This window comes from Vibrio gelatinilyticus (genome assembly GCF_022836845.1).
GTDB classification, from domain to species: domain Bacteria; phylum Pseudomonadota; class Gammaproteobacteria; order Enterobacterales; family Vibrionaceae; genus Vibrio; species Vibrio gelatinilyticus.
The window spans coordinates 129,888-149,314 of record NZ_JAJNNZ010000008.1 but is presented as its reverse complement, the minus strand read 5'-3'; the positions used below and the strand labels follow the sequence as shown (position 1 = coordinate 149,314).

The 19,427-nt window shown below is 43.9% G+C and carries 18 protein-coding genes; 13 read left to right on the top strand and 5 right to left on the bottom strand.

Features of this window, described 5'->3' with window-relative positions; genetic code table 11:
• Nucleotides 1-44: 44 nt before the first annotated feature.
• On the bottom strand, nucleotides 45-1,085 hold the full coding sequence (gene pspF, locus LNL84_RS11870) for a phage shock protein operon transcriptional activator (protein ID WP_244357601.1): 1,041 nt from the start codon (nucleotides 1,083-1,085) through the stop codon (nucleotides 45-47).
• A 223-nt stretch (nucleotides 1,086-1,308) separates the two neighbouring features.
• Here pspF and pspA point away from each other — a divergent pair, with 223 nt between their 5' ends.
• The 7 genes from pspA to LNL84_RS11835 all read left to right on the top strand — a co-directional run bounded on the left by pspA (nucleotide 1,309) and on the right by LNL84_RS11835 (nucleotide 8,634).
• Nucleotides 1,309-1,980: a phage shock protein PspA gene (gene pspA, locus LNL84_RS11865; RefSeq protein WP_244357597.1), complete on the top strand. Its 672-nt coding sequence runs from the start codon at nucleotides 1,309-1,311 to the stop codon at nucleotides 1,978-1,980.
• A 20-nt stretch (nucleotides 1,981-2,000) separates the two neighbouring features.
• The gene (gene pspB, locus LNL84_RS11860; protein WP_244357594.1) at nucleotides 2,001-2,237 is read left to right on the top strand and encodes an envelope stress response membrane protein PspB; all 237 of its coding nucleotides are present in this window, start codon (nucleotides 2,001-2,003) and stop codon (nucleotides 2,235-2,237) included.
• The gene (pspC, locus tag LNL84_RS11855; protein ID WP_244357724.1) at nucleotides 2,230-2,616 is read left to right on the top strand and encodes an envelope stress response membrane protein PspC; all 387 of its coding nucleotides are present in this window, start codon (nucleotides 2,230-2,232) and stop codon (nucleotides 2,614-2,616) included. Before pspB ends, pspC begins: the two co-directional genes overlap by 8 nt.
• Before the next feature lie 144 nt (nucleotides 2,617-2,760).
• Entirely contained in the window at nucleotides 2,761-3,795 is a 1,035-nt protein-coding gene (locus LNL84_RS11850) for an efflux RND transporter periplasmic adaptor subunit (RefSeq protein ID WP_244357591.1), read from the top strand.
• Complete coding sequence (locus LNL84_RS11845) at nucleotides 3,792-4,874, top strand: efflux RND transporter periplasmic adaptor subunit (protein WP_244357588.1); 1,083 nt, start codon at nucleotides 3,792-3,794, stop codon at nucleotides 4,872-4,874. The genes LNL84_RS11850 and LNL84_RS11845 overlap by 4 nt, the downstream gene beginning before the upstream one ends.
• Nucleotides 4,871-7,975, top strand: a complete 3,105-nt coding sequence (locus LNL84_RS11840) for an efflux RND transporter permease subunit (RefSeq protein ID WP_244357586.1) — start codon at nucleotides 4,871-4,873, stop codon at nucleotides 7,973-7,975. Before LNL84_RS11845 ends, LNL84_RS11840 begins: the two co-directional genes overlap by 4 nt.
• Before the next feature lie 53 nt (nucleotides 7,976-8,028).
• Nucleotides 8,029-8,634 carry a DNA-3-methyladenine glycosylase I gene (locus tag LNL84_RS11835; RefSeq protein ID WP_244357583.1) on the top strand — a complete coding sequence of 202 codons (606 nt, stop codon included), beginning with the start codon at nucleotides 8,029-8,031 and terminating at the stop codon, nucleotides 8,632-8,634.
• 70 nt (nucleotides 8,635-8,704) lie between these two features.
• Here LNL84_RS11835 and LNL84_RS11830 read toward each other — a convergent pair whose 3' ends face one another.
• On the bottom strand, nucleotides 8,705-9,907 hold the full coding sequence (locus LNL84_RS11830; protein WP_244357580.1) for a cystathionine beta-lyase: 1,203 nt from the start codon (nucleotides 9,905-9,907) through the stop codon (nucleotides 8,705-8,707).
• A 230-nt stretch (nucleotides 9,908-10,137) separates the two neighbouring features.
• On the bottom strand, nucleotides 10,138-11,592 hold the full coding sequence (cls, locus tag LNL84_RS11825; RefSeq protein WP_244357577.1) for a cardiolipin synthase: 1,455 nt from the start codon (nucleotides 11,590-11,592) through the stop codon (nucleotides 10,138-10,140).
• 376 nt (nucleotides 11,593-11,968) lie between these two features.
• Here cls and LNL84_RS11820 point away from each other — a divergent pair, with 376 nt between their 5' ends.
• The 3 genes from LNL84_RS11820 (at nucleotide 11,969) to LNL84_RS11810 (ending at nucleotide 15,016) form a co-directional block, all read left to right on the top strand.
• The gene (locus tag LNL84_RS11820; protein WP_244357574.1) at nucleotides 11,969-13,312 is read left to right on the top strand and encodes a sodium-dependent transporter; all 1,344 of its coding nucleotides are present in this window, start codon (nucleotides 11,969-11,971) and stop codon (nucleotides 13,310-13,312) included.
• 70 nt (nucleotides 13,313-13,382) lie between these two features.
• Nucleotides 13,383-14,075, top strand: a complete 693-nt coding sequence (locus LNL84_RS11815) for a TIGR01621 family pseudouridine synthase (protein WP_244357572.1) — start codon at nucleotides 13,383-13,385, stop codon at nucleotides 14,073-14,075.
• Nucleotides 14,076-14,083: 8 nt separating this feature from the next.
• Nucleotides 14,084-15,016, top strand: a complete 933-nt coding sequence (locus LNL84_RS11810) for a class I SAM-dependent methyltransferase (RefSeq protein ID WP_244357723.1) — start codon at nucleotides 14,084-14,086, stop codon at nucleotides 15,014-15,016.
• A 73-nt stretch (nucleotides 15,017-15,089) separates the two neighbouring features.
• Here LNL84_RS11810 and LNL84_RS11805 read toward each other — a convergent pair whose 3' ends face one another.
• The gene (locus tag LNL84_RS11805) at nucleotides 15,090-15,548 is read right to left on the bottom strand and encodes an META domain-containing protein (RefSeq protein WP_244357569.1); all 459 of its coding nucleotides are present in this window, start codon (nucleotides 15,546-15,548) and stop codon (nucleotides 15,090-15,092) included.
• A 208-nt stretch (nucleotides 15,549-15,756) separates the two neighbouring features.
• Between LNL84_RS11805 and LNL84_RS11800 the strand changes: the two genes are divergently transcribed.
• From LNL84_RS11800 to LNL84_RS11790, 3 genes are all read left to right on the top strand, one after another.
• Complete coding sequence (locus LNL84_RS11800) at nucleotides 15,757-16,008, top strand: DUF1289 domain-containing protein (protein ID WP_244357566.1); 252 nt, start codon at nucleotides 15,757-15,759, stop codon at nucleotides 16,006-16,008.
• Nucleotides 16,009-16,232: 224 nt separating this feature from the next.
• Nucleotides 16,233-17,195 carry a response regulator gene (locus tag LNL84_RS11795; protein WP_244357564.1) on the top strand — a complete coding sequence of 321 codons (963 nt, stop codon included), beginning with the start codon at nucleotides 16,233-16,235 and terminating at the stop codon, nucleotides 17,193-17,195.
• A 5-nt stretch (nucleotides 17,196-17,200) separates the two neighbouring features.
• Entirely contained in the window at nucleotides 17,201-18,154 is a 954-nt protein-coding gene (locus LNL84_RS11790; RefSeq protein ID WP_244357722.1) for a sensor domain-containing diguanylate cyclase, read from the top strand.
• 58 nt (nucleotides 18,155-18,212) lie between these two features.
• Here LNL84_RS11790 and LNL84_RS11785 read toward each other — a convergent pair whose 3' ends face one another.
• Complete coding sequence (locus LNL84_RS11785; protein ID WP_244357561.1) at nucleotides 18,213-19,394, bottom strand: MFS transporter; 1,182 nt, start codon at nucleotides 19,392-19,394, stop codon at nucleotides 18,213-18,215.
• Nucleotides 19,395-19,427 lie beyond the last annotated feature (33 nt).

Sequence of the window (19,427 nt, the reverse complement as noted above, 5' to 3'; positions counted from 1 at the left end):
TTATCTATTGAATTGTTAGGGATAATTCTATTAAGAGTTCACATTTAGACCAATTTGTATTTTCGAACGAACCCTCTTAGTTGATCATAACTCAAACCCAGCAATTTCGCTGCCGCTCTCTGGTTGTATTGTGCTGACTGTAGTGCTTGTCTGATCACGCTGATCTCTGTGTCTTTTTGCCACTGTTTAAAATCGATAGGAAAGACGATACTACGTGGTTCGCTAGCCGTGGCAACCTCTGCCTCTTTTTTCGGGCTTTTAGGTTCAGTGGATTCTGCTTCGCTTTTTGATGCTTTAATGAGCTGAGAATCAAGTGAGTACTGAGATTCAAATGGATTGATTGTGAGATGGTTTATAGGCATTTCTTGGTTACCATGTTGATAGACGGCTCGCTCTACAACATTTTTTAGTTCTCGGACATTGCCTGGCCAACGATATTCACTGAGTAACAACCAAGCATGCTCACTAAAGCCAACGAAAAAAGGCAACCCAAGTTCTCGACACATTTTAATGGCATAGTATTCAGCAAGTAGTGCGATATCTTCACGTCGCTCGCGCAGAGGAGGAAGGTGGATGACATCAAATGCCAATCGATCAAGTAGGTCAGCTCTAAATTTATTTTGAGCCGCTAACTTCGGCAAATCTTCGTTCGTCGCACAGACTAAACGTACATTAGCATCAAGAGATTGGCTACCGCCCACGCGTTCATATTGGCCATATTCAATGACTCGTAACAGCTTTTCCTGTACAGAAAGTGGCGTCGTAGCCAGTTCGTCAAGAAACAAAGTGCCACTTTCAGCTCGCTCAAAGCGTCCCTGATGACGACCTTTAGCACCGGTAAACGCCCCAGATTCGTGACCGAACAGTTCTGAATCAATCAACCCTTCGCTCAGAGTCGAGCAATTGAGTGACACCAATGGTTGGTCCCAACGCTTTGATAAGTAATGCAGCCGCTGAGCAATGAGCTCTTTACCGGTACCGCGCTCACCGATAATTAATACGGGTCGCTCTATCGGAGCCAATTTGGAGACCTTATCTAGGACCGATAAGAAAGCAGGAGATTCACCGATGAGATTCTGGGCCATTAGATACTCTACTGTTGGTTTAAATTACCAAATGTTGGTAATCAAGCTTAGCATAGTATATAAAAATCGAATATAAATTGAGCTAATTAATTGATATATATCAACTAAACTACTTGGCACGGTATTTGGATGGAACAGAATATATATGAATAGCCAGAAATGACCTCCTGTCATGCAAATGTGCTATTCGTTGTAACCTTGAACATCAATTAGGAGAACTATCATGGGTATTTTTTCTCGCTTTGCTGACATCGTCAACTCAAACATTAGCGCTTTATTGGACAAGGCAGAAGATCCTGAAAAAATGATCCGCCTAATAATTCAGGAAATGGAAGACACGCTTGTAGAAGTTCGCACTAACTCAGCGAAAGCTATCGCTGACAAAAAAGAGTTGGCGAGAAAAGTGTCGGCGATGGAAGACCAAATTTCAGAGTGGCAACAGAAAGCCAGCTTGGCGATTACTAAGCAGCGTGAAGACTTGGCGCGAGCCGCGCTCATTGAAAAGCAAAAACTTGAGAAAATCATCAAAGGTTTGCATGATGAACAAACCTTAGTTGCCGAAACCATTGAAAAACTGACCAGTGAAATTGCCAAACTTGAAACGAAAATTGCTGAAACTCGAGCGAAACAACAGGCTCTGTTGATCCGAAACCAAGCCGCTCATAATCGTCGTGATGTCCAAAAGCATCTGCATACCAGCCGTACACATGAGGCAATGGCTAAGTTTGAACAATACTCCCGCAAGGTCGATGAGCTTGAAGCTGAAGCAGATTTGTACTCTCAGTCAGGTAATGCGAAATCACTCGATCAAGAGTTCGCAGAGTTACAGGCTCAAGATGAAATAGAGAAAGAGCTATCGAAACTCAAAGAGCAGATGAAGAAGAACGAAAAATAACCATGATTTAGGGGGAAAGAATGTCATCTTTTTTTATTGCAGGACCAGTAATTGTTTTTCTTATTTTCGTAGCCCCATTATGGCTTTTTCTGCACTATCGAAGTAAACGCAAGGCGGAAACTGGCTTATCGGGCGATGAACATCAAGAGCTTCAGCACCTGGCAAAAAAAGCAGAGCAAATGAAGCAGCGAGTAGAAAACCTAGAAAGGATCCTTGATGCTGAATCACCAAATTGGAGAAGCAACCATGATGCATAAGGAGCTTTATCGAGATCCTGTGAATGGTAAATTGACCGGTGTATGCGCAGGATTGGGGAATTATTTTGGTATTGAAGTGTGGTTAATTCGTATATTAGTGATTTCAGCCGCATTACTAGGGGGTAGTTTTTTAGTGATTTTGGCTTACATTGCGATGAGCCTTATGGTCGAAAAACAGCCTGATAACTTTGTTGAACAAATGAAGCATCAACAAGAACATCGACTAAAGAGCAAGCCATGGAAACAAGGCCAAACGGCAAAAGAACTACTGGCAACCATCTCACAAGACCTAGATTCTATGGAGAATAACGTAAGACAAATGGAAGCGTATGTCACATCAGAGACATTCCGTGTGAATCGAGAGTTTAGGGATTTATAAAAAATGGCACCGTAAGGTGCCTTTTTTTTCTTGGTCATTATAAAATTTCCAACTATTTATTAACCACTTATACTTTTTTCACGTTGGCAATTTTTGACTGAGTAAGCTATGTTTTTAAGACGTAAAAAACATGGATGATTTGCAATGTATAGAAAGTTGTTTGGTGTCGCTGTTGCATGCACTTTATTGACCGCCTGTGGAAAAGAGCCGCCACCAGTTCCCGAACCAGAATCTAGGCCGGCCAAACTCTTTTCTGTTTCTGTTGGTAATAGTAAGTTTGAGCGTGACTTTCCAGCGGTGTCTGAAGCAGGCGATCGCGCCGTGTTGGCGTTTCGCGTGCCGGGGCAATTGATGAGCATTGACATCCGTTCTGGGCAAAAGGTTGAAAAAGGGCAGCTGTTAGCGCGGTTAAATCCAGATGAATACACTTTGTTGGAGAAACAAGCCAAAGCAGTTTTTCGCTTGGCAGATGTTCAATATCAAAGGGCGTTAAAACTTCGTAAAGATCAAGTCGTTTCAGAGCAGGATTTTGATCAAGCCAAAGCCAATCGTAACTCTGCCCGGGCTTCTCTGTCTCAAGCCAGCGCCAATTTGGATTACACCAATTTATACGCCCCCTATGACGGAACGATTTCGATTATTCCCGCAGATAACTTTGAGTTTGTCCAGGCGAAAGAAGGGGTGATGAACATCCAGTCCGATACGTTAATGAAAGTGGTATTTCAGTTACCTGACAGGCTATTAAGCCGCCTGCAATCCAAAGCAGAAATTGACGCCAACATGATCTTTGATGCTGCACCCAACAATACTTATCCACTGACTTTTCAAGAAATTGATACGGAAGCTGATCCGAACACAGGTGCGTATAAAGTAACCATGATTATGGAAAGGCCGAGCGATGTTGGCATATTACCGGGCATGAGTGGCCAGGTTTCTGTGTCTGCATCTGGCTCGGGAGCAACGGTTATCCCTAATACTGCGCTTTTTGAAGAGGATGGTCAGGAGTGTGTTTGGCGAGTTGGAGATGAAGGTATTGTGGAAAAAGTTGCCGTATCGCTTGATGATCAAAGACGTATTATCGAGGGGTTAGAGGATGGTGACCAAATCATTATCTCTGGGGTGCGAAGTATGACGGCGGGGATGCGAGTTAGGGAATGGATTAAGGAGCGAGGCTTATGAGTGTTTCAAAGTACGCTGCAGCACTTATTTGCTCGGTATTTCTTATAGCCTGTAGCAAGCCTGAAATTGGCGTGAGAGATGAGGTTCCAAAAGTCAAAGTCACCGAGTTGGGAATCTCTGATTTAAAAAACCGCCTGTATTTTCCAGCGGTTGCTAATGCCGCTGAGCGCTCACACCTTAGTTTTCGTGTTGCGGGTGAAATCTTGCAAATTGAGCTAAAAGAGGGGGATTTTGTCAAAAAGGGAGATGTTCTGGCTAAGCTTGATCCTACCGATTATCGATTGGACGTTGATAATGCTCAGGCCAGATACAGTGTGATAGATAGCCAGTACCGACGTTCGAGCCCTCTAGTTAAAAAAGGACTGTTAGCTAAATCTCAATTTGATGAGATTGCCGCTCAAAGGTCGATGGCATTAGCTGAATTGGAATTAGCTAAATTGCGCTTGTCGTTTACCGAGCTAAAAGCCCCTGTCGATGGGGTTATTTCCAGAGTATCGGCTGAACAGTTCGAGAATGTCATTGTTGGACAGCAGGTGGTTAACATTCATAGTTTGGAAGAAGTCGAAGTGGTTCTGCAGCTTCCTGACCGTTTTTCGGTAAATCAGCCAACACCTGAAGCGTTGGCTAAAATTGAGTCCATTGTGCGCGTCCCCTCAGGCAATGAATACATTGCGAAAGTTAAAGAGTATACAACGGAGCCGGATCCAGCCCTTGGCACGTTTACAGTGACTCTAGTTCTGCCAATGCCAGAAACGGAGTTCATCTTGGATGGTATGGCCGTTGATGTGACTTCTAAAGCAAGAGATGTCGGGCTGAAAATCAACCTTGGTGTGACCGTTCCTATTGGTGCATTGTTTAATGCTGACGGAGACTCTCTAAGAGATAATGAGAAATTTGTATGGGTTGTCGACGATACGCAGACGGTATCGAAACGAAAGGTTGCCACTGGTAAGGTGTCACAGTCGACAGTACAAATTCTACAGGGTTTAGAAAGTAATGAGCGTGTCGTGACAGCGGGCGTGCCGAGATTAAGAGAAGGTATGACAGTGGAAGTAATATCGCAGGAGGCGAAATTATGAGTTCTCTAGAACAAAGCAAGCAGCCTCAAAGTGACGATGAGATAACGGGTGTTGCAGCCTACTTTATCCGCAACCGCGTGATCAGCTGGATGGTTTCTCTGATTTTCCTAATTGGTGGCGTGTCAGCCTTCTTTGGTTTGGGGCGCTTAGAAGATCCTGCGTTTACTATCAAAGATGCAATGGTAGTCACCGCTTACCCTGGTGCAACACCACAACAAGTAGAAGAAGAAGTGACGTATCCCATAGAAAAAGCAATTCAACAGCTAACCTATGTGGACGAGGTCAATTCCATTTCAAGTCGAGGCTTGTCGCAAATCACCGTGACCATGAAAAACAATTATGGCCCTGATGACCTCCCACAGATTTGGGATGAACTGCGACGCAAAGTGAATGATTTAAATGGTTCTTTGCCTCCAGGTGTACAAATGCCAACGGTTATAGACGATTTTGGAGATGTTTACGGTGTTTTGCTGGCTTTAACTGGTGAAGGGTACAGTTACAAGGAGATCCTGGACTATGTGGACTACCTGCGGCGCGAACTCGAGCTAATCGATGGTGTAAGTAAGGTCTCTGTTTCAGGGCATCAGCAAGAACAAGTCTTCATCGAAATCTCAATCAAACGCATGAGTGCGCTTGGCATTTCTCCAAAAACGATATTCAATTTGCTTGCTACCCAAAACGTGGTCTCTGACGCGGGTGCTACGAGAATTGGTGACGACTATATTCGTATCCAACCAACCGGTGAATTCTCGGATGTATCAGAACTTGGCAACTTGATCATTAACGAGAGTGGCTCTTCAGGACTGATTTATCTTAGAGATGTCGCGGAAATTAAACGTGGATTTGTCGAAGTTCCTAGTAACATCATAACATTCAACGGCGATCTCGCGCTTAATGTCGGAATATCATTTGCCAGCGGTGTCAATGTTGTGGAGGTGGGGAAACGTGTAGATAGGCGATTGGCCGAGCTTAAATACCAACAGCCTATCGGGATCGAAATCTCAGAGATCTATAGCCAGCCCAAAGAAGTTGACAAGTCAGTTCGAGGCTTTGTAATCAGCCTAGGGCAGGCTGTCGCGATTGTAATTGTTGTCTTGCTATTTTTCATGGGATTACGCTCTGGTCTTTTAATTGGTTTGATATTGCTGCTTACCGTATTTGGCACGTTTATTTTTATGCAATACATGGCGATCGATCTGCAGCGGATCTCATTAGGTGCTTTAGTTATCGCTTTAGGGATGCTGGTGGATAATGCCATTGTGGTGGTAGAAGGGATATTGATAGGTACTCAAAAAGGGCGAACCCGTTTACAAGCGGCGACAGATATCGTAACCCAAACCAAATGGCCTTTACTTGGTGCTACGGTCATTGCAGTGACTGCTTTTGCACCTATCGGTTTGTCAGAAGACTCAACAGGTGAATATTGTGGGACATTGTTCTCGGTGCTACTTATCTCATTGATGTTGAGTTGGTTTACAGCCATCTCGTTGACACCATTTTTTGCCGACATCTTTTTTAAAGGACAAAAGAATACGCAATCAGGAGAAGGCAGCGATCCTTATAACGGGTTTGTCTTTGTCGTTTATCGTCGATTCTTAGAGTTTTGTATGCATCGAGCATGGATGACAATGATGGTGCTGCTAGTGAGCTTGGTTGTTGCACTCTATGGTTTTACTCAGGTAAAGCAGGCGTTTTTCCCATCGTCAACAACACCAATATTCCAGGTCGATGTATGGTTGCCAGAAGGGACAGACATTCGAGCCACTAACACCAAACTTAAGGTACTTGAGAATTGGTTGGCTGACCAGCCAGAAGCCGAACACATTACCACAACAGCGGGTAAAGGGTTGCAGCGTTTCATGCTGACCTACGCACCAGAAAAAAGCTACGCTGCATACGGTGAAATCACTGTTAGGGTGACCAGTTTTGAGGTGCTTGAACCATTGATGAAGCGCTTTAGAGTTTACGTGAGTGACAGCTTCCCTGAGATTAATTACAAGCTTAAACAGATAGAGTTAGGTCCCGGTGGTGGTGCTAAAATCGAAGCGCGTATTGTCGGTTCTGATCCAACGGTGTTGCGTGGTATCGCCAAAGAAATTATGGACATCATGTATGCAGATCCAGGAGCGCATAATATTCGTCATGACTGGCGTGAGCGTACTATGGTGTTGGAGCCTATTTTCAACGAGAGTCAGGCTAGACGTTACGGCATCACAAAGTCGGATGTTGATGATGTACTGATGACCTCATTTTCTGGGAAGTCTGTTGGCTTGTACCGTGATGGCACGACGTTACTTCCTATCGTGGCAAGGCCTCCGGAAGATGAGCGTGTAGACATTAGAAACATCGAGGGTCTTAAAATTTGGAGTCCATCATTGGCTGCGTTTATTCCTTTCCAACAAGTGACACAAGGTTATGATTTACGTTGGGAAGACCCGCTGATTGTACGTAAGAACCGAAAGCGAATGCTGACCGTTTTTTCCGATCCAGATTTGCTGGGTGAAGAGACGGCGTCAACGTTACAAAAACGAATTCAACCTTTGGTTGAAGCGATCGAATTGCCGCCAGGATATTTTGTTGAATGGGGAGGTGAGTATGAGTCATCGAATGATGCTCAAGAGTCTCTATTTAAGACGATGCCGATGGGCTACCTGTTTATGTTCCTCATTACAATTTTCCTTTTTAATGCAGTGAAAGAGGCATTAATTGTATGGTTAACGGTGCCTTTGGCTGTGATAGGGGTAACGACGGGGTTGCTCGCATTAAATACACCATTTGGCTTTATGGCGCTTCTTGGATTTTTGAGTTTGTCTGGTATGTTGCTGAAAAACGGGATTGTTTTGCTTGATCAAATTGAAATTGAGATCAAATCAGGCAAAGAACCGTATCTTGCTGTTGTCGACGCGGCGCTGAGTCGTGTGCGTCCAGTGTGTATGGCAGCGATAACGACAATTTTAGGGATGATCCCGCTGCTACCAGATATCTTCTTTAAACCCATGGCGGTGACCATTATGTTTGGATTGGGCTTTGCCACAGTTCTTACTTTGATTGTTGTGCCAGTCTTGTATCGATTATTTCATCGGGTGAAAGTAGTCAACTAATAGCAGAGGCACTGGCTAAGGGCCGTGCCTTTTAATTTATCTAAGGAAAAGTAATGTGCAAACGTTGCCCTTGGCTTGATGAAAGCAAGCCGGACTATGTGGAGTATCATGACAAGGAGTGGGGCGTTCCTGTCTTGGATGATAAAACGATGTTCGAATTTCTAGTGCTAGAGTCTGCACAAGCCGGTCTGAGTTGGTACACCATCCTAAAGCGACGAGAAGGCTATCGTAATGCCTTTGCTAATTTCGATGTCGATAAAGTCGCGTGTTTTACCAAAGAAGATGAAGCTCGATTGGTTATTGACTCAGGGATAATACGTAACCGAGCTAAAATCAGTGCCACGATAAATAACGCGAAATGCTATCAAGAGATCCAGCGCGAGTTTGGGTCTTTTGTAAATTACATCTGGGGATTTGTCGGTAACAGAGTGATTGTTAATCAATGGTCATCACTTGAAGATTACCCTGCGACGTCACCGGTTTCAGATGCACTTAGCAAAGATATGAAGAAACGTGGCTTTAAGTTTGTTGGCTCTACCATATTGTACGCTCATTTGCAGGCTGCAGGGCTTATCAATGATCACAGCGTTGATTGCTATCGAAGACAAAAGATCATTGATAGCTATGAAAATCTTGGCTTGCAATGGCAAGACGGCTAGCATTACCCAATCAAAAAGCCCTAATGAGTCATTAGAGCTTTTCTGTGGTTATTTGAGAAATAAAGCAGGTCTATACATGCAGCTTTTCTTGAAGAACCGAGTTGTAACGTTCTAACCCGGCAGCCAAATCGGCAATAAGATCGTCAGTATCTTCAAGCCCGATATGAAGTCGAATCAATGTGCCTTCAAAGTTTGGATTCGCAACGGTTCTTAAAGAGTGAAAGCTTTTCGGCTCGTTAGCCAAAATTAAGCTCTCAAAGCCGCCCCATGAATACCCCATACTAAAGTGTTTCATGCCATCTAGCAGGGCGGTTGTTGCCTGAGGGCAAGTGGTTTTTAACACAAATGAGAATAGGCCGTTGCCGCAGCTAAAGTCGCGATGAAAATACTCGCTGCCAGGGCACGTTTCTAGCGCCGGGTGACGGACGTGATCTACTTCAGGGCGAGATTGTAACCAGTTGGCCACCGTTAAGCTGTTGGCTGCGTGTTGCTTAAGACGTAGTTCGAGAGTACGGATCCCTCTAAGTCCTAAATATGCATCGTCTGGTGAAACACACTGACCCATAAGGTAGCTCTGTTCACGTAGTTGGTCCCAGCACTTTTCATTGGCAACAGCGGTGCCAAGCATTACGTCGGAGTGGCCAATGATGTATTTGGTCGCTGCCTGAATAGAGATATCAACACCAAAGTCAAATGGAGAGAAACCAACACCAGCACTCCAAGTATTATCTAACATGACAATCACATCATGCTCGTGTGCAACGCGAGTCATGGTGGGTACATCCTGTACTTCCATGGTAATTGAGCCAGGGGATTCTAAAAATAGGATCTTGGTATTTGGACGAATTAATTCGCGAATACCAGCACCAATTACCGGATCATAGTAAGTTGTTTCAATTCCCATTTTCTTAAGGATTTTGTCGCAGAAGTCTCTTGTCGGCTCATAGCATGTGTCGACCATCAAAATATGATCGCCAGTTTCTACAAAAGAAAGTATTGAGTTTGAAATGGCAGCCGTACCACATGGATACAGTGCACAGCCAGCGCCCCCCTCAATTTCTGTCATAGCATCTTGAAAAGCAAAATGAGTAGTAGTGCCGCGGCGCCCATAAAACAGCGTTTTGTTTGCTCGGTTAATGGTCGCGTGTTGCTTTTCAGCTACGGTGTTAAAGACAACGGTTGAAGCGCGCTGAACAGGGGGATTAACCACGCCTTTTGTCCACTTTTTATCTCGACCTGCGGTGACAAATTTTGTTGTTTTACTTTCTGACATTGCGATTCCCTGTCCTTAATGTTTTGGATTGCTTAGTGCAATAAACCATGAAGAGAGATGAGTTTCAAGAACTAGAGGTAACTTGTTATAAAGAATAAAGTATTACGTGCTACTTGAAGCGCTTGTGGAGTATCAGTGGTATTTGGTTACACGCGTTAGAATCGTTAAAATTGGTAAAAAGAGAGCAAACTAGCTCTCTTTTTACCATATCGAATTATAGAGTGCGTATCTTACAGTAACGGGTTGAACAAATAGAAAATACGCTCAAAAAAGCGATTATATAGGCTTCGCCTGTGCCAAGTTTCCATATCAACTGTATCGGATTGTGCCATATAATTTTTTTGTAATGAGTACATTTCCTTTGTGAAAACAGGATCTTCCACTGCTAAGGTCAGTTCAAAGTTTAGCCATAGACTGCGCATATCAATATTGACTGTACCGACAAGACAAAACAGTTCATCAATCACAACCGACTTAGTGTGCAGTAACCCCCCGTAGAACTCATGAATTTGTACGCCAGCTTCCATTAATTCAGTGTAGAACGCACGCGACGCCCATTTCACCATTAACGAGTCATTTTTTTGTGGGATGATCAATTCCACCTTCACGCCTCTTTGCGCGGTCATTTTGATGGTTTCAAGCAAATCGGCGCTAGGAACAAAATAAGGCGTTGTGATTGTTACTGAATGATTAGCTTGGTGCATTGCAAGGGTCAGGACTTGATAAATCAAGTGTTCAGGCATTCCGGGGCCAGAAGGCACCACCTGGATGGGTTTGGAGTCAATAGGGATCTCTATCTCACATTCAGGTTGTACTGGGAATGAGCGCTCTCCAGTTTCGACTTCCCAATCCCAGCAATGTATTGCAGACAGAACATTAACCGTTGGCCCCGTCACTCTAACCATGATGTCGATCCATTGTCCCACTCCTGAACCCTGCTTGAAGTACGCAGGGTCAACCATATTCATTGAACCGGTATAGGCTATATCGTCATCAATAACAATGATTTTTCGGTGCTGGCGAAGGTCGAGTCTACGAAGAAAAATACGCCAGGGACTGACCTCTAAGCCCTCGACTAGCGAGACGCCATTATCCTTGAGCATTTTAGCCCAGTGGCTGCGAAAGAAAGTATTGCTGCCGGCCGAATCGAGTAAGACTTTTACATCTACTCCTCTCTTAGATGCATGAATTAGGGCAGACGCCACAGAATCAGCTAAACCACCGGGATACCAAATATAAAATACCATTCTGATTGAATGTTGCGCTTCTTCGATGTCTTGAATCACGGAACGTAAAATCTGTTCGGGTGTAGTTTGAAGATCTAACGTGTTTCCGCATAGGGCAGGGATCCCAATTCGGTTATTACACAAATAGTCAATTTTGGAAATATGGATCCCTAACTGATCGGGGACATGGGCTGTGCAGTCATTTAGCTTATGGAACCAATTACCAAATGGCTGGAACATATCTTTAGCTCGATCGGCTCTTTTTCTGCCAAGATTTAACTCACCAAACATGAAGTAGCAGATAACGCCTACGACAGGAATGATGTAAATAACCATTAGCCAGGCGAGCGAAACACTCACAGAGCGTCTTTTAAGCACGACCCGTATGGTTACACCAGCGACAAGCAACCAATAGACGGCAAGTCCAGCTAATGTAAGAAAATGATAGACCTTGTCCATAGAGTCCAATTAATCAAAAGAAGTTATTAAGATAATAATGTTTAAAAGAGAGTTTTGGAATACAAGGGCGAATGTTAACGCAATTTCATACGTTACAAAGGATAAATCAAACCGTTATATAAGCTATGCGGCGGGTGATTGTTGTGCTCGCAATGTTATTGTTGGTTAATAGTTTTGATGTTTGGTTGCAATGGTGGGGTGTTATTTTAAAGTTAATGTGAAAATTGGACTAATATAGCGCTGGGGCTTTCAATCCTACAGTGAAGCTGTTTTACTTACCACTAACTTAAAGTTATCTGCCTGTGCGTGAGGTGTAAAGTTTATTGCACACCTGTTCTGGCAGCATTAATTCAATAGAAATACTGGTAATAAAATCATGGCAAGTAGTTCGAGGGGACAATTTTCTTCAAGGATAGGATTCATCATGGCAGCCGCTGGCTCGGCTGTTGGGTTAGGTAATGTTTGGGGCTTTCCGACGCAAACTGCAAGTAATGGCGGTGCTGCGTTTTTGGTTATGTACCTGCTGATGATGGTTTTGCTAGCGTTTCCGATGTTGGTGGCTGAATTAACTATTGGTCGATATGGCCAATCAAATCCTATAGCATCGCTAAAAAAGATCTGGGTTAGAAATCAGGCGTTGGCTATCGTATTTGGCAGCATTGCAATGTTAGCAGCGTCGCTCATTCTTAGCTTCTACGCCATATTGGCTGGATGGCTCATTGGATTTGGCGCAGCGCCCGTTATGGAGCTAGTAGGGCTCAAGGGTTTTGCCGAGTGGCTCGAAACATACGGTGTGGCGAGAAACCTTGTGCTAACGGTTCTTTTTATGGGCTTGACCGTTTATGTGGTTCAAAAAGGGGTGGCGAATGGCATTGAGAAGTGGTCTACACGCTTAATGCCTCTGCTGTTTGTTCTCTTCGCAGTCTTGATTGGATATATTTTCACTCAAGAGGGAGCTATTGAAGGCCTGGAAATGTATTTGATCCCTGATTGGAGTCATGTCAATGCCGGGCTGGTCGTCAACGCTATGGGTCAGGCTTTCTTCTCTCTGTCATTAGGGGTTGGGGCGATGATGGTATATGGCTCGTATCTAAAAAAGGACATTAATATTGTGCGAACGGCGGGCCAGGTCGCAGTTATTGACACTGGTGTTGCGTTATCGGCAGGATTGTTGATTTTGCCAGCGATGTTTGTTGCTAAGCACAATGGGGTGCAGATCTTTAATGAGGTTGGTGAGCTGATTAGTTCGGGTAACCTGGTATTTACGGTACTGCCGAGCCTGTTTGATACGATGGGGCCCATTGGCGAAGTTATTGGGTTGGCGTTTTTTGCACTCATGGTTATCGCGGCGTTGACCTCGTCAATTGCTATGCTAGAAGTGCCTGTGGCGTGTTTGCATGAAGAGCTGAATATACGACGTGAGAAAGCAGCTAAAATTCTTGGTCTGGCCATTTTGATTCTTAGCGTTATTATCGTTGTGAACTTCTCTAGCCTGTTTGATCTGGTCGCAACGATTTCAACAATGTATATGCAACCTCTGCTAGGCGTCGTGTGGGCAATTGTCATCGGATGGATCTGGCATAGAAACAAACAGCTAGAAGAAATAAAACAAGGCAACCCGGACATTGAACAAGGGTGGTTTTGGAAGATTTGGCCATGGTACGTTAAATTTGTCTGTCCAATTGCCGTTTTGACCGTGTTCCTGTATCCACAGCTCTGATGTGAAAGCTGCCTTTTAGGCAGCTTTTGTGTATCATCGACGACATTATTTAACGGACTGTAAACGATTTATGTTCGATCTCGTATACGCGTGTGATGACTTTGTGGTGATCAACAAACACCCTAATGTCAGCGTACATAAAGATGATGGTGATACAATGCTGGTACACGATGTTGCCAAAGCATTGCAATGTGAAAAACTCTATCTGGTGCATCGACTCGACAAGATGACATCAGGTTTGCTATTGCTGGCCAAAAGTAACCAGGCAGCCAGTGTGCTATCCCAGCTTTTTGCTCACAAAAAAATAGAGAAGTACTACCTCGCGCTCGGAGCTAAGAAACCTAAAAAGAAACAAGGTTTAATCGAGGGGGATATGGAACGGTCTCGACGAGCTTCCTGGAAATTATTGCCATCGAAGGTGAATCCGGCAATCACCCAGTTTTTTTCTTTGTCGGCGAAGCCGGGTGAACGACTCTTTTTATGCCGACCTCATACAGGTAAAACCCATCAAATTCGAGTCGCGTTAAAGTCTATAGGTTCTCCGATAATTGGGGACCCTATTTACAATCCAAGTAGCGATGCCGACAGAGGTTATTTGCATGCGTTTGCGTTGCGTTTTGGATTTAATGAAGAGTCATTTGAATTTACCTGCGATCCTCGAGAATTTGCTGCTTGTGGTAGTAAATGGACAGAGCCAGTAGTGAGCGAAAATATTAATCAGTGGAGTGAACCTTGGAGTCTACAATGGCCGAAAATCAAGTAATAAGCGAAATGCTAGCCAGCGAGTTACCCGTATTTTTTGAAGAAGTAACTCAACAGTTGACCAGTATCCCCAATGAAATTCGCCGTCTTTTTCACGGCAGAGGAAAGCACTGGCCGGGACTTGAGCAGATCACTTGCGACTGGGTGCAAGGCCAAATGATCGTCAATGTGTTTAAGAGTGTTGATGACGAGTTTCTGCAAACTCTAAAAGTGGGTTTAGATGCATTGGCTCAATCGGAACTCTGGCAAAAGCGCAGTGGCTCATGTATTGCGATACAGCATCGCTATCAAGAAGGCGCTCCTACAGAGGTTCTCTATGGGGAATTAGATTCCCGACCTGTAGTGATAGAGTCTGGTTGTCAGTATCAACTTGATATTGGTCGAAATCAGAACTTTGGTTTGTTTCTGGATATGCGTCTTGGTCGAAATTGGGTACAACAAAGAGCTCAGGGTAAGAAGGTGTTAAACCTATTTGCCTACACCTGTGGTTTTTCCGTGGCAGCAATTCAAGCAGGGGCCTGCGGTGTTATGAATGTTGATATGTCGCGTTCATCGCTCAATAAAGGTCGCGATAACCACCGCCTTAATCAACATGATTTATCGAAAGTGTCCTTCTTAGGGCATGATATCTTTCGCTCTTGGGGCAAAATTAAAAAGGGTGGGCCTTATGACATGGTGATTATTGATCCGCCATCGTTTCAGAAGGGAAGCTTTGCCTTAACCAAAGACTACAAAAAGATACTAAAGCGTCTGCCTGAGTTATTAAACGAAGATGGGGTTGTTATGGCGTGTGTTAACTCCCCAACAGTTTCTCCTGACTTTCTTATCGAAAGTATGCAGCTAGAAGCGCCGGCACTAGAGTTTCAATACCGTTTAGATAATCCACCTGAGTTTATTGATGTGGATGAAAGCGCGAGCTTGAAAGTGATGATTTTCCAATAGATAGAATGAACCCTAGCGACAACATGCAGCTAGGGTTTTTCTATTCGATTCTACTTAACAAAGACGTGGATATTTAGTTTACCCAGTCTCTGAGCTTGAAGGTCAAAGTATGCTCAGAACCCTTTAAAACTAATGACTCTTTAGTCAGTGTCATTTCGCTCCAATCGGATAGTGTCTTAGACATAGACATTTCAATGTTCATGGCATCATCGCCACACATTTTCATTGTCATGCCCATTTGTTTGACACGGAACTTACCGTCTTCAAGTTCACCCTGGCCAAAGTAATTGTTGCAGCCCGCGTTACCGTTCACGGTCATATTCTCTCCGACTTCCAAACGAGGCGTTTGGCTCTTGTCTTCAACAGAGATCATTTGTCCATCAATTTTTGCTAAGTTCCAGTTGTGATGTTGAAGATCTTGCGGTGTGATAACTTGTACGCTCTTTTCCGAATTAGAATTCTGCGCTGAACAAGCTGTGATCAAAACGGGCAGTACAACAGCAGCGAGTAGCGCTTTTTTGTTAATCTTCATTTAGTTGGCTCCAAGTAGGTGTGATATTGAATAAGCATATTTAATAAAACACTGTTTTTTGTCAGCAGTAGGTTAGCTTTAGTATAGTGGACTTTCAATACTGAATTTCGAAGTCATGGATTCGTATTCAGATCTTTAATCGCGAGACTATGTACCTCATCTTGCTTTATGACTATTCTTCTAATAGTTAGTTCAACAGAGGGAAAAGATGGAACAACTCGAGTTTTTTCAAGTACCCAGCCCCTGCGTCGGCGTATGCACAGTAGACAATCGCGGGTATTGTCAAGGTTGCATGCGCAAAAGGGAAGAACGCTTTAATTGGTTATCCTATACCTCAGCACAGCAACTTCATATCATAAAGCTGTGCAAGCAACGCTACTATCGGAAAATGAAAAAGGAAAGACTGCAGCAGAGTATCGAAGAGCAAGCTGACATTAATGGTCAACAAGAATTGTTCTAACTGGCTAAATTCGATTAACTTTCAGTTAGTTGTTAAATTTTTTGCGCGTTTTCATCTCTATGTTATGAATTTCTTTGTTGTGCGCTTAGCATAATTATACTTATCGTCTCTACTTAGCGTGAAGGGCGTCAAATCTGTGATGTTCATTCAAAATAGTAATGGTAATTAGACGTAAATTCTGTTTATTATAAATTGTTACAAATATAACAATAATGAATGGATGCATGCGAATACTGATATGTGATGACTCATCAATAGCGAGAAAATCTCTTGGTAATTGTATTGATACGACTCAAAATGTATCAATATTGTACGCCAATGATGGTGCCCAAGCGCTTGATATATTGAGCCAGCATCACGTTGATGTTTTATTTCTTGATATCACTATGCCCGTTATGGACGGTTTTGAAGTGCTACTCGCTCTTCAACCCATACCTAGTAACTTAAAAGTTGTTATGGTGTCAGCAGATATCCAAGATAAAGCGAAACAGCGGTGTTTCGAACTTGGAGCCAAAGCTTTTATCGAAAAGCCTCTTCATCCTAATTCGGCCATTCCATTATTTCATGATTTAGGCATTGAGTTTTGTCAATTTAAACTGAAGCAAGCTTCCTTGACACGTGTGGAAAGTATCGAGTGCTTCAGAGAAATTGCCAATATAGCATTGGGGTCTGGCGCGGCAACGATTGCCGATCATCTACAAGAATTTATTCAGCTTCCTGTTCCCGTTGTCGGTGAAATCACTTTTGGTGAAGTCACCATGACCATTCAAGATTCATTGGCACGAAAAAATACCTGTGCAGTTTCTCAACGCTTTGTGGGCGGAGGCCTACATGGTGAAGCGTTGGTTTGTGTTCGCAGTGACTGTGTGACTTTGGTGGGGCAGCGATTAGGGTTTGATACTACAGACTCTTCTCATGATGAGATCATCGTGAATGTTGTTAATTTGCTGGTGTCGTCCTTTTTAATATCTTTATCCAATCAATTGGGTATCGAATTTTCATTGCGCCAGCCACTTCGTGTCGAAGAGTTCTTTCCGAAGAAATCTGAAATGAAAGACACAGAACAGATATTTGTTATTGAATACACCTACGAAGCCGAATCTATGGATCTCGGTTGTGACATTTTGTTGTTACTCGACGCACCATCGGTTGATGTAATTTGCCAGTTGATGGAGGGCTCCTATTGACGACCATGACGCTTGACTTGTCCGATTTCCATTGGACGATGCAACTTGTTGATACGTTAGACGCAGGGCTCATTGTGATCGACCGAGATTACCAGGTCTGTGCATGGAATAGTTTCATGCAAAATTACAGTGGCGTTAATGCGGATAAAATCATGGGGCAGAACTTGTTTGAGCATTACCCCAATTTACCCGTGAAATGGTTGAAGGCAAAAATAGCGTCGACAGAGATACTGAAAACGCGCGGCTTCTCGAACTGGGAAGATCGGCCCGTCATTTTTGAGTTCCAGAATTTTTCGCCCGTCTCACAGGGGCTTGAAAACATGTACCAGAATATGGTTATTACACCACTCAAATCACCGCGCGGAGAAGTCACGCATTTTGCGATCATGTTGCAAGACGTCTCGGATGTTGCCAAGAGCAAGATGTTTTTGAAACGATCCAATGCAAAGTTGGCCGAGATAGGGCGCACAGACGGGCTGACAGGCCTATATAACCGGACCCATTGGGAGAGGTGCCTGATTGATGTTTATCAGGAATGCAAAACCAAGGGACAGGTAGCGACTCTGGTTATGTTCGATATCGATCATTTTAAAAGTGTTAATGACAACTTTGGTCATGCGTTCGGTGATGAAGTGATAAGAGCGGCCGCAGAGCAACTCATTCATACCGCGCGGGGCGACGACGTGTGTGGGCGCTATGGTGGTGAAGAGTTTGCGGTGCTTTTAAAAGAGACAACGGCAGAACAGGCGTTTTATTTTTCCGAAAGACTGCGAAAACGCATTGAGCAATCGGTAGTGATGTGCTCGGAACATGAAGCAAGTTACACCATCAGCCTTGGTGTGTGCCAATTTGACTCAGATTACAGTAGTCATATCGATTGGCTAAAACGAGCTGATAAAGCTCTTTATCAGTCAAAAATGGCAGGTCGAAATCAAACATCAGTTGTTAAAACATGCTAGTTATTCGCCGTACAGTGGTTCACTCACTCACTCACTGACTGCCATACAATTAGGTTAGTTACAGCGCTGATTGTTTGCGATATAGCAGCCACACAATCGCACCTAGTACCCCCAATACAACGCCGCTAATTGCCAAGAAAGCCATGACATGAGCAACAGCATTAAGCTCAAATAGCCAGCCAACAATAAAAGTCCCGATAGCAAATCCTAGTGAAATCGCGGCAGCGACAAGCCCTTGAGTTGCAGCGGGTGTCATTGGGCTTAACTCATCGGCAAGAGCGGCTAATGAAATATCGTTCCAAGCACCATTGATGATAGAAAAAATGATCAATGACATTGGTAGTAAACTTAGTAATGAGTGACCAAACATTGCCCAAATACTCACGCCGACAATTAAGTTGATTAAAACGGTAAGTAGCCACAAACCGATAGAGCCGTGGCGCTCCATCCATTTTCCGGCAGGCACAAGTGCAAATATTGTCACAAGAGCAGAAAGAGCCATTCCAAACGCCGAGTTTGACAACTCGATTGAAAACCCTTTGTTAATAATGAGCGGTCCCATTTCGACCATATTTGAACCCACAAACATTGAAATGAACGTGGTAAAAATAAAAGTGAGCCAAAGTAGCCACGTTCTGCCATGAGTAGCATTCTCGTGCGTATCGGCTTCTGAGCGGTGGCAGGGCAGCGGGGCGGGAGGATTCAGGCACAGTATCGTGAAACAGCAAATGTCTAAGATCAATAGGGCCGAAATCTGTAAGTTAGTGGAGTAGTCCAAGCGATCCATTAATCCAACTACAGATCCAGCAATAACCACTCCAAGCATTTGTAGTTGAAAAAGTAGTTTCAGGCTTTTGGCCTTGTCGGAGCTATTAGGATTAAGTTTCACCGCGAAGGTGGGGTTTAACACAAACAGCAAGTTGCTACCGAGACCAAACAACAAGGCTATCAGCCAGTAGTAGCTATCGCACTGCGCGGGGTAAAGTAACAACGCCAATGCGGAGATATGACACAAAAGTGCAAATCTTAGCATTGGTCGATGCGCATGGAATTTGTCGGCAAGGCCACCAAGCATTGGAGCGACTAAACCGCTTAGCCCCAATATGAGCATCGCCTGACCAACTAAAAGGCCGCTGCCCGTTCTCTCTAGAATGGTAGGGCCAAAGAGTATAGCGATACCAATCCACTGAACGATACCTATTGACGCTTGACTGACAGACCAAAGTTGACTCTTGAGCATGAAACGACCTTAAATTGGGTGCAACATGCTATT

Coding starts and splice junctions, on each gene's coding strand:
- pspF (WP_244357601.1), bottom strand. CDS start 1,085: ATGGCCCAGAATCTCATCGGTGAATCTCCTGCTTTCTTATCGGTCCTA.
- pspA (WP_244357597.1), top strand. CDS start 1,309: ATGGGTATTTTTTCTCGCTTTGCTGACATCGTCAACTCAAACATTAGC.
- pspB (WP_244357594.1), top strand. CDS start 2,001: ATGTCATCTTTTTTTATTGCAGGACCAGTAATTGTTTTTCTTATTTTC.
- pspC (WP_244357724.1), top strand. CDS start 2,230: ATGCATAAGGAGCTTTATCGAGATCCTGTGAATGGTAAATTGACCGGT.
- LNL84_RS11850 (WP_244357591.1), top strand. CDS start 2,761: ATGTATAGAAAGTTGTTTGGTGTCGCTGTTGCATGCACTTTATTGACC.
- LNL84_RS11845 (WP_244357588.1), top strand. CDS start 3,792: ATGAGTGTTTCAAAGTACGCTGCAGCACTTATTTGCTCGGTATTTCTT.
- LNL84_RS11840 (WP_244357586.1), top strand. CDS start 4,871: ATGAGTTCTCTAGAACAAAGCAAGCAGCCTCAAAGTGACGATGAGATA.
- LNL84_RS11835 (WP_244357583.1), top strand. CDS start 8,029: ATGTGCAAACGTTGCCCTTGGCTTGATGAAAGCAAGCCGGACTATGTG.
- LNL84_RS11830 (WP_244357580.1), bottom strand. CDS start 9,907: ATGTCAGAAAGTAAAACAACAAAATTTGTCACCGCAGGTCGAGATAAA.
- cls (WP_244357577.1), bottom strand. CDS start 11,592: ATGGACAAGGTCTATCATTTTCTTACATTAGCTGGACTTGCCGTCTAT.
- LNL84_RS11820 (WP_244357574.1), top strand. CDS start 11,969: ATGGCAAGTAGTTCGAGGGGACAATTTTCTTCAAGGATAGGATTCATC.
- LNL84_RS11815 (WP_244357572.1), top strand. CDS start 13,383: ATGTTCGATCTCGTATACGCGTGTGATGACTTTGTGGTGATCAACAAA.
- LNL84_RS11810 (WP_244357723.1), top strand. CDS start 14,084: ATGCTAGCCAGCGAGTTACCCGTATTTTTTGAAGAAGTAACTCAACAG.
- LNL84_RS11805 (WP_244357569.1), bottom strand. CDS start 15,548: ATGAAGATTAACAAAAAAGCGCTACTCGCTGCTGTTGTACTGCCCGTT.
- LNL84_RS11800 (WP_244357566.1), top strand. CDS start 15,757: ATGGAACAACTCGAGTTTTTTCAAGTACCCAGCCCCTGCGTCGGCGTA.
- LNL84_RS11795 (WP_244357564.1), top strand. CDS start 16,233: ATGCGAATACTGATATGTGATGACTCATCAATAGCGAGAAAATCTCTT.
- LNL84_RS11790 (WP_244357722.1), top strand. CDS start 17,201: ATGACGCTTGACTTGTCCGATTTCCATTGGACGATGCAACTTGTTGAT.
- LNL84_RS11785 (WP_244357561.1), bottom strand. CDS start 19,394: ATGCTCAAGAGTCAACTTTGGTCTGTCAGTCAAGCGTCAATAGGTATC.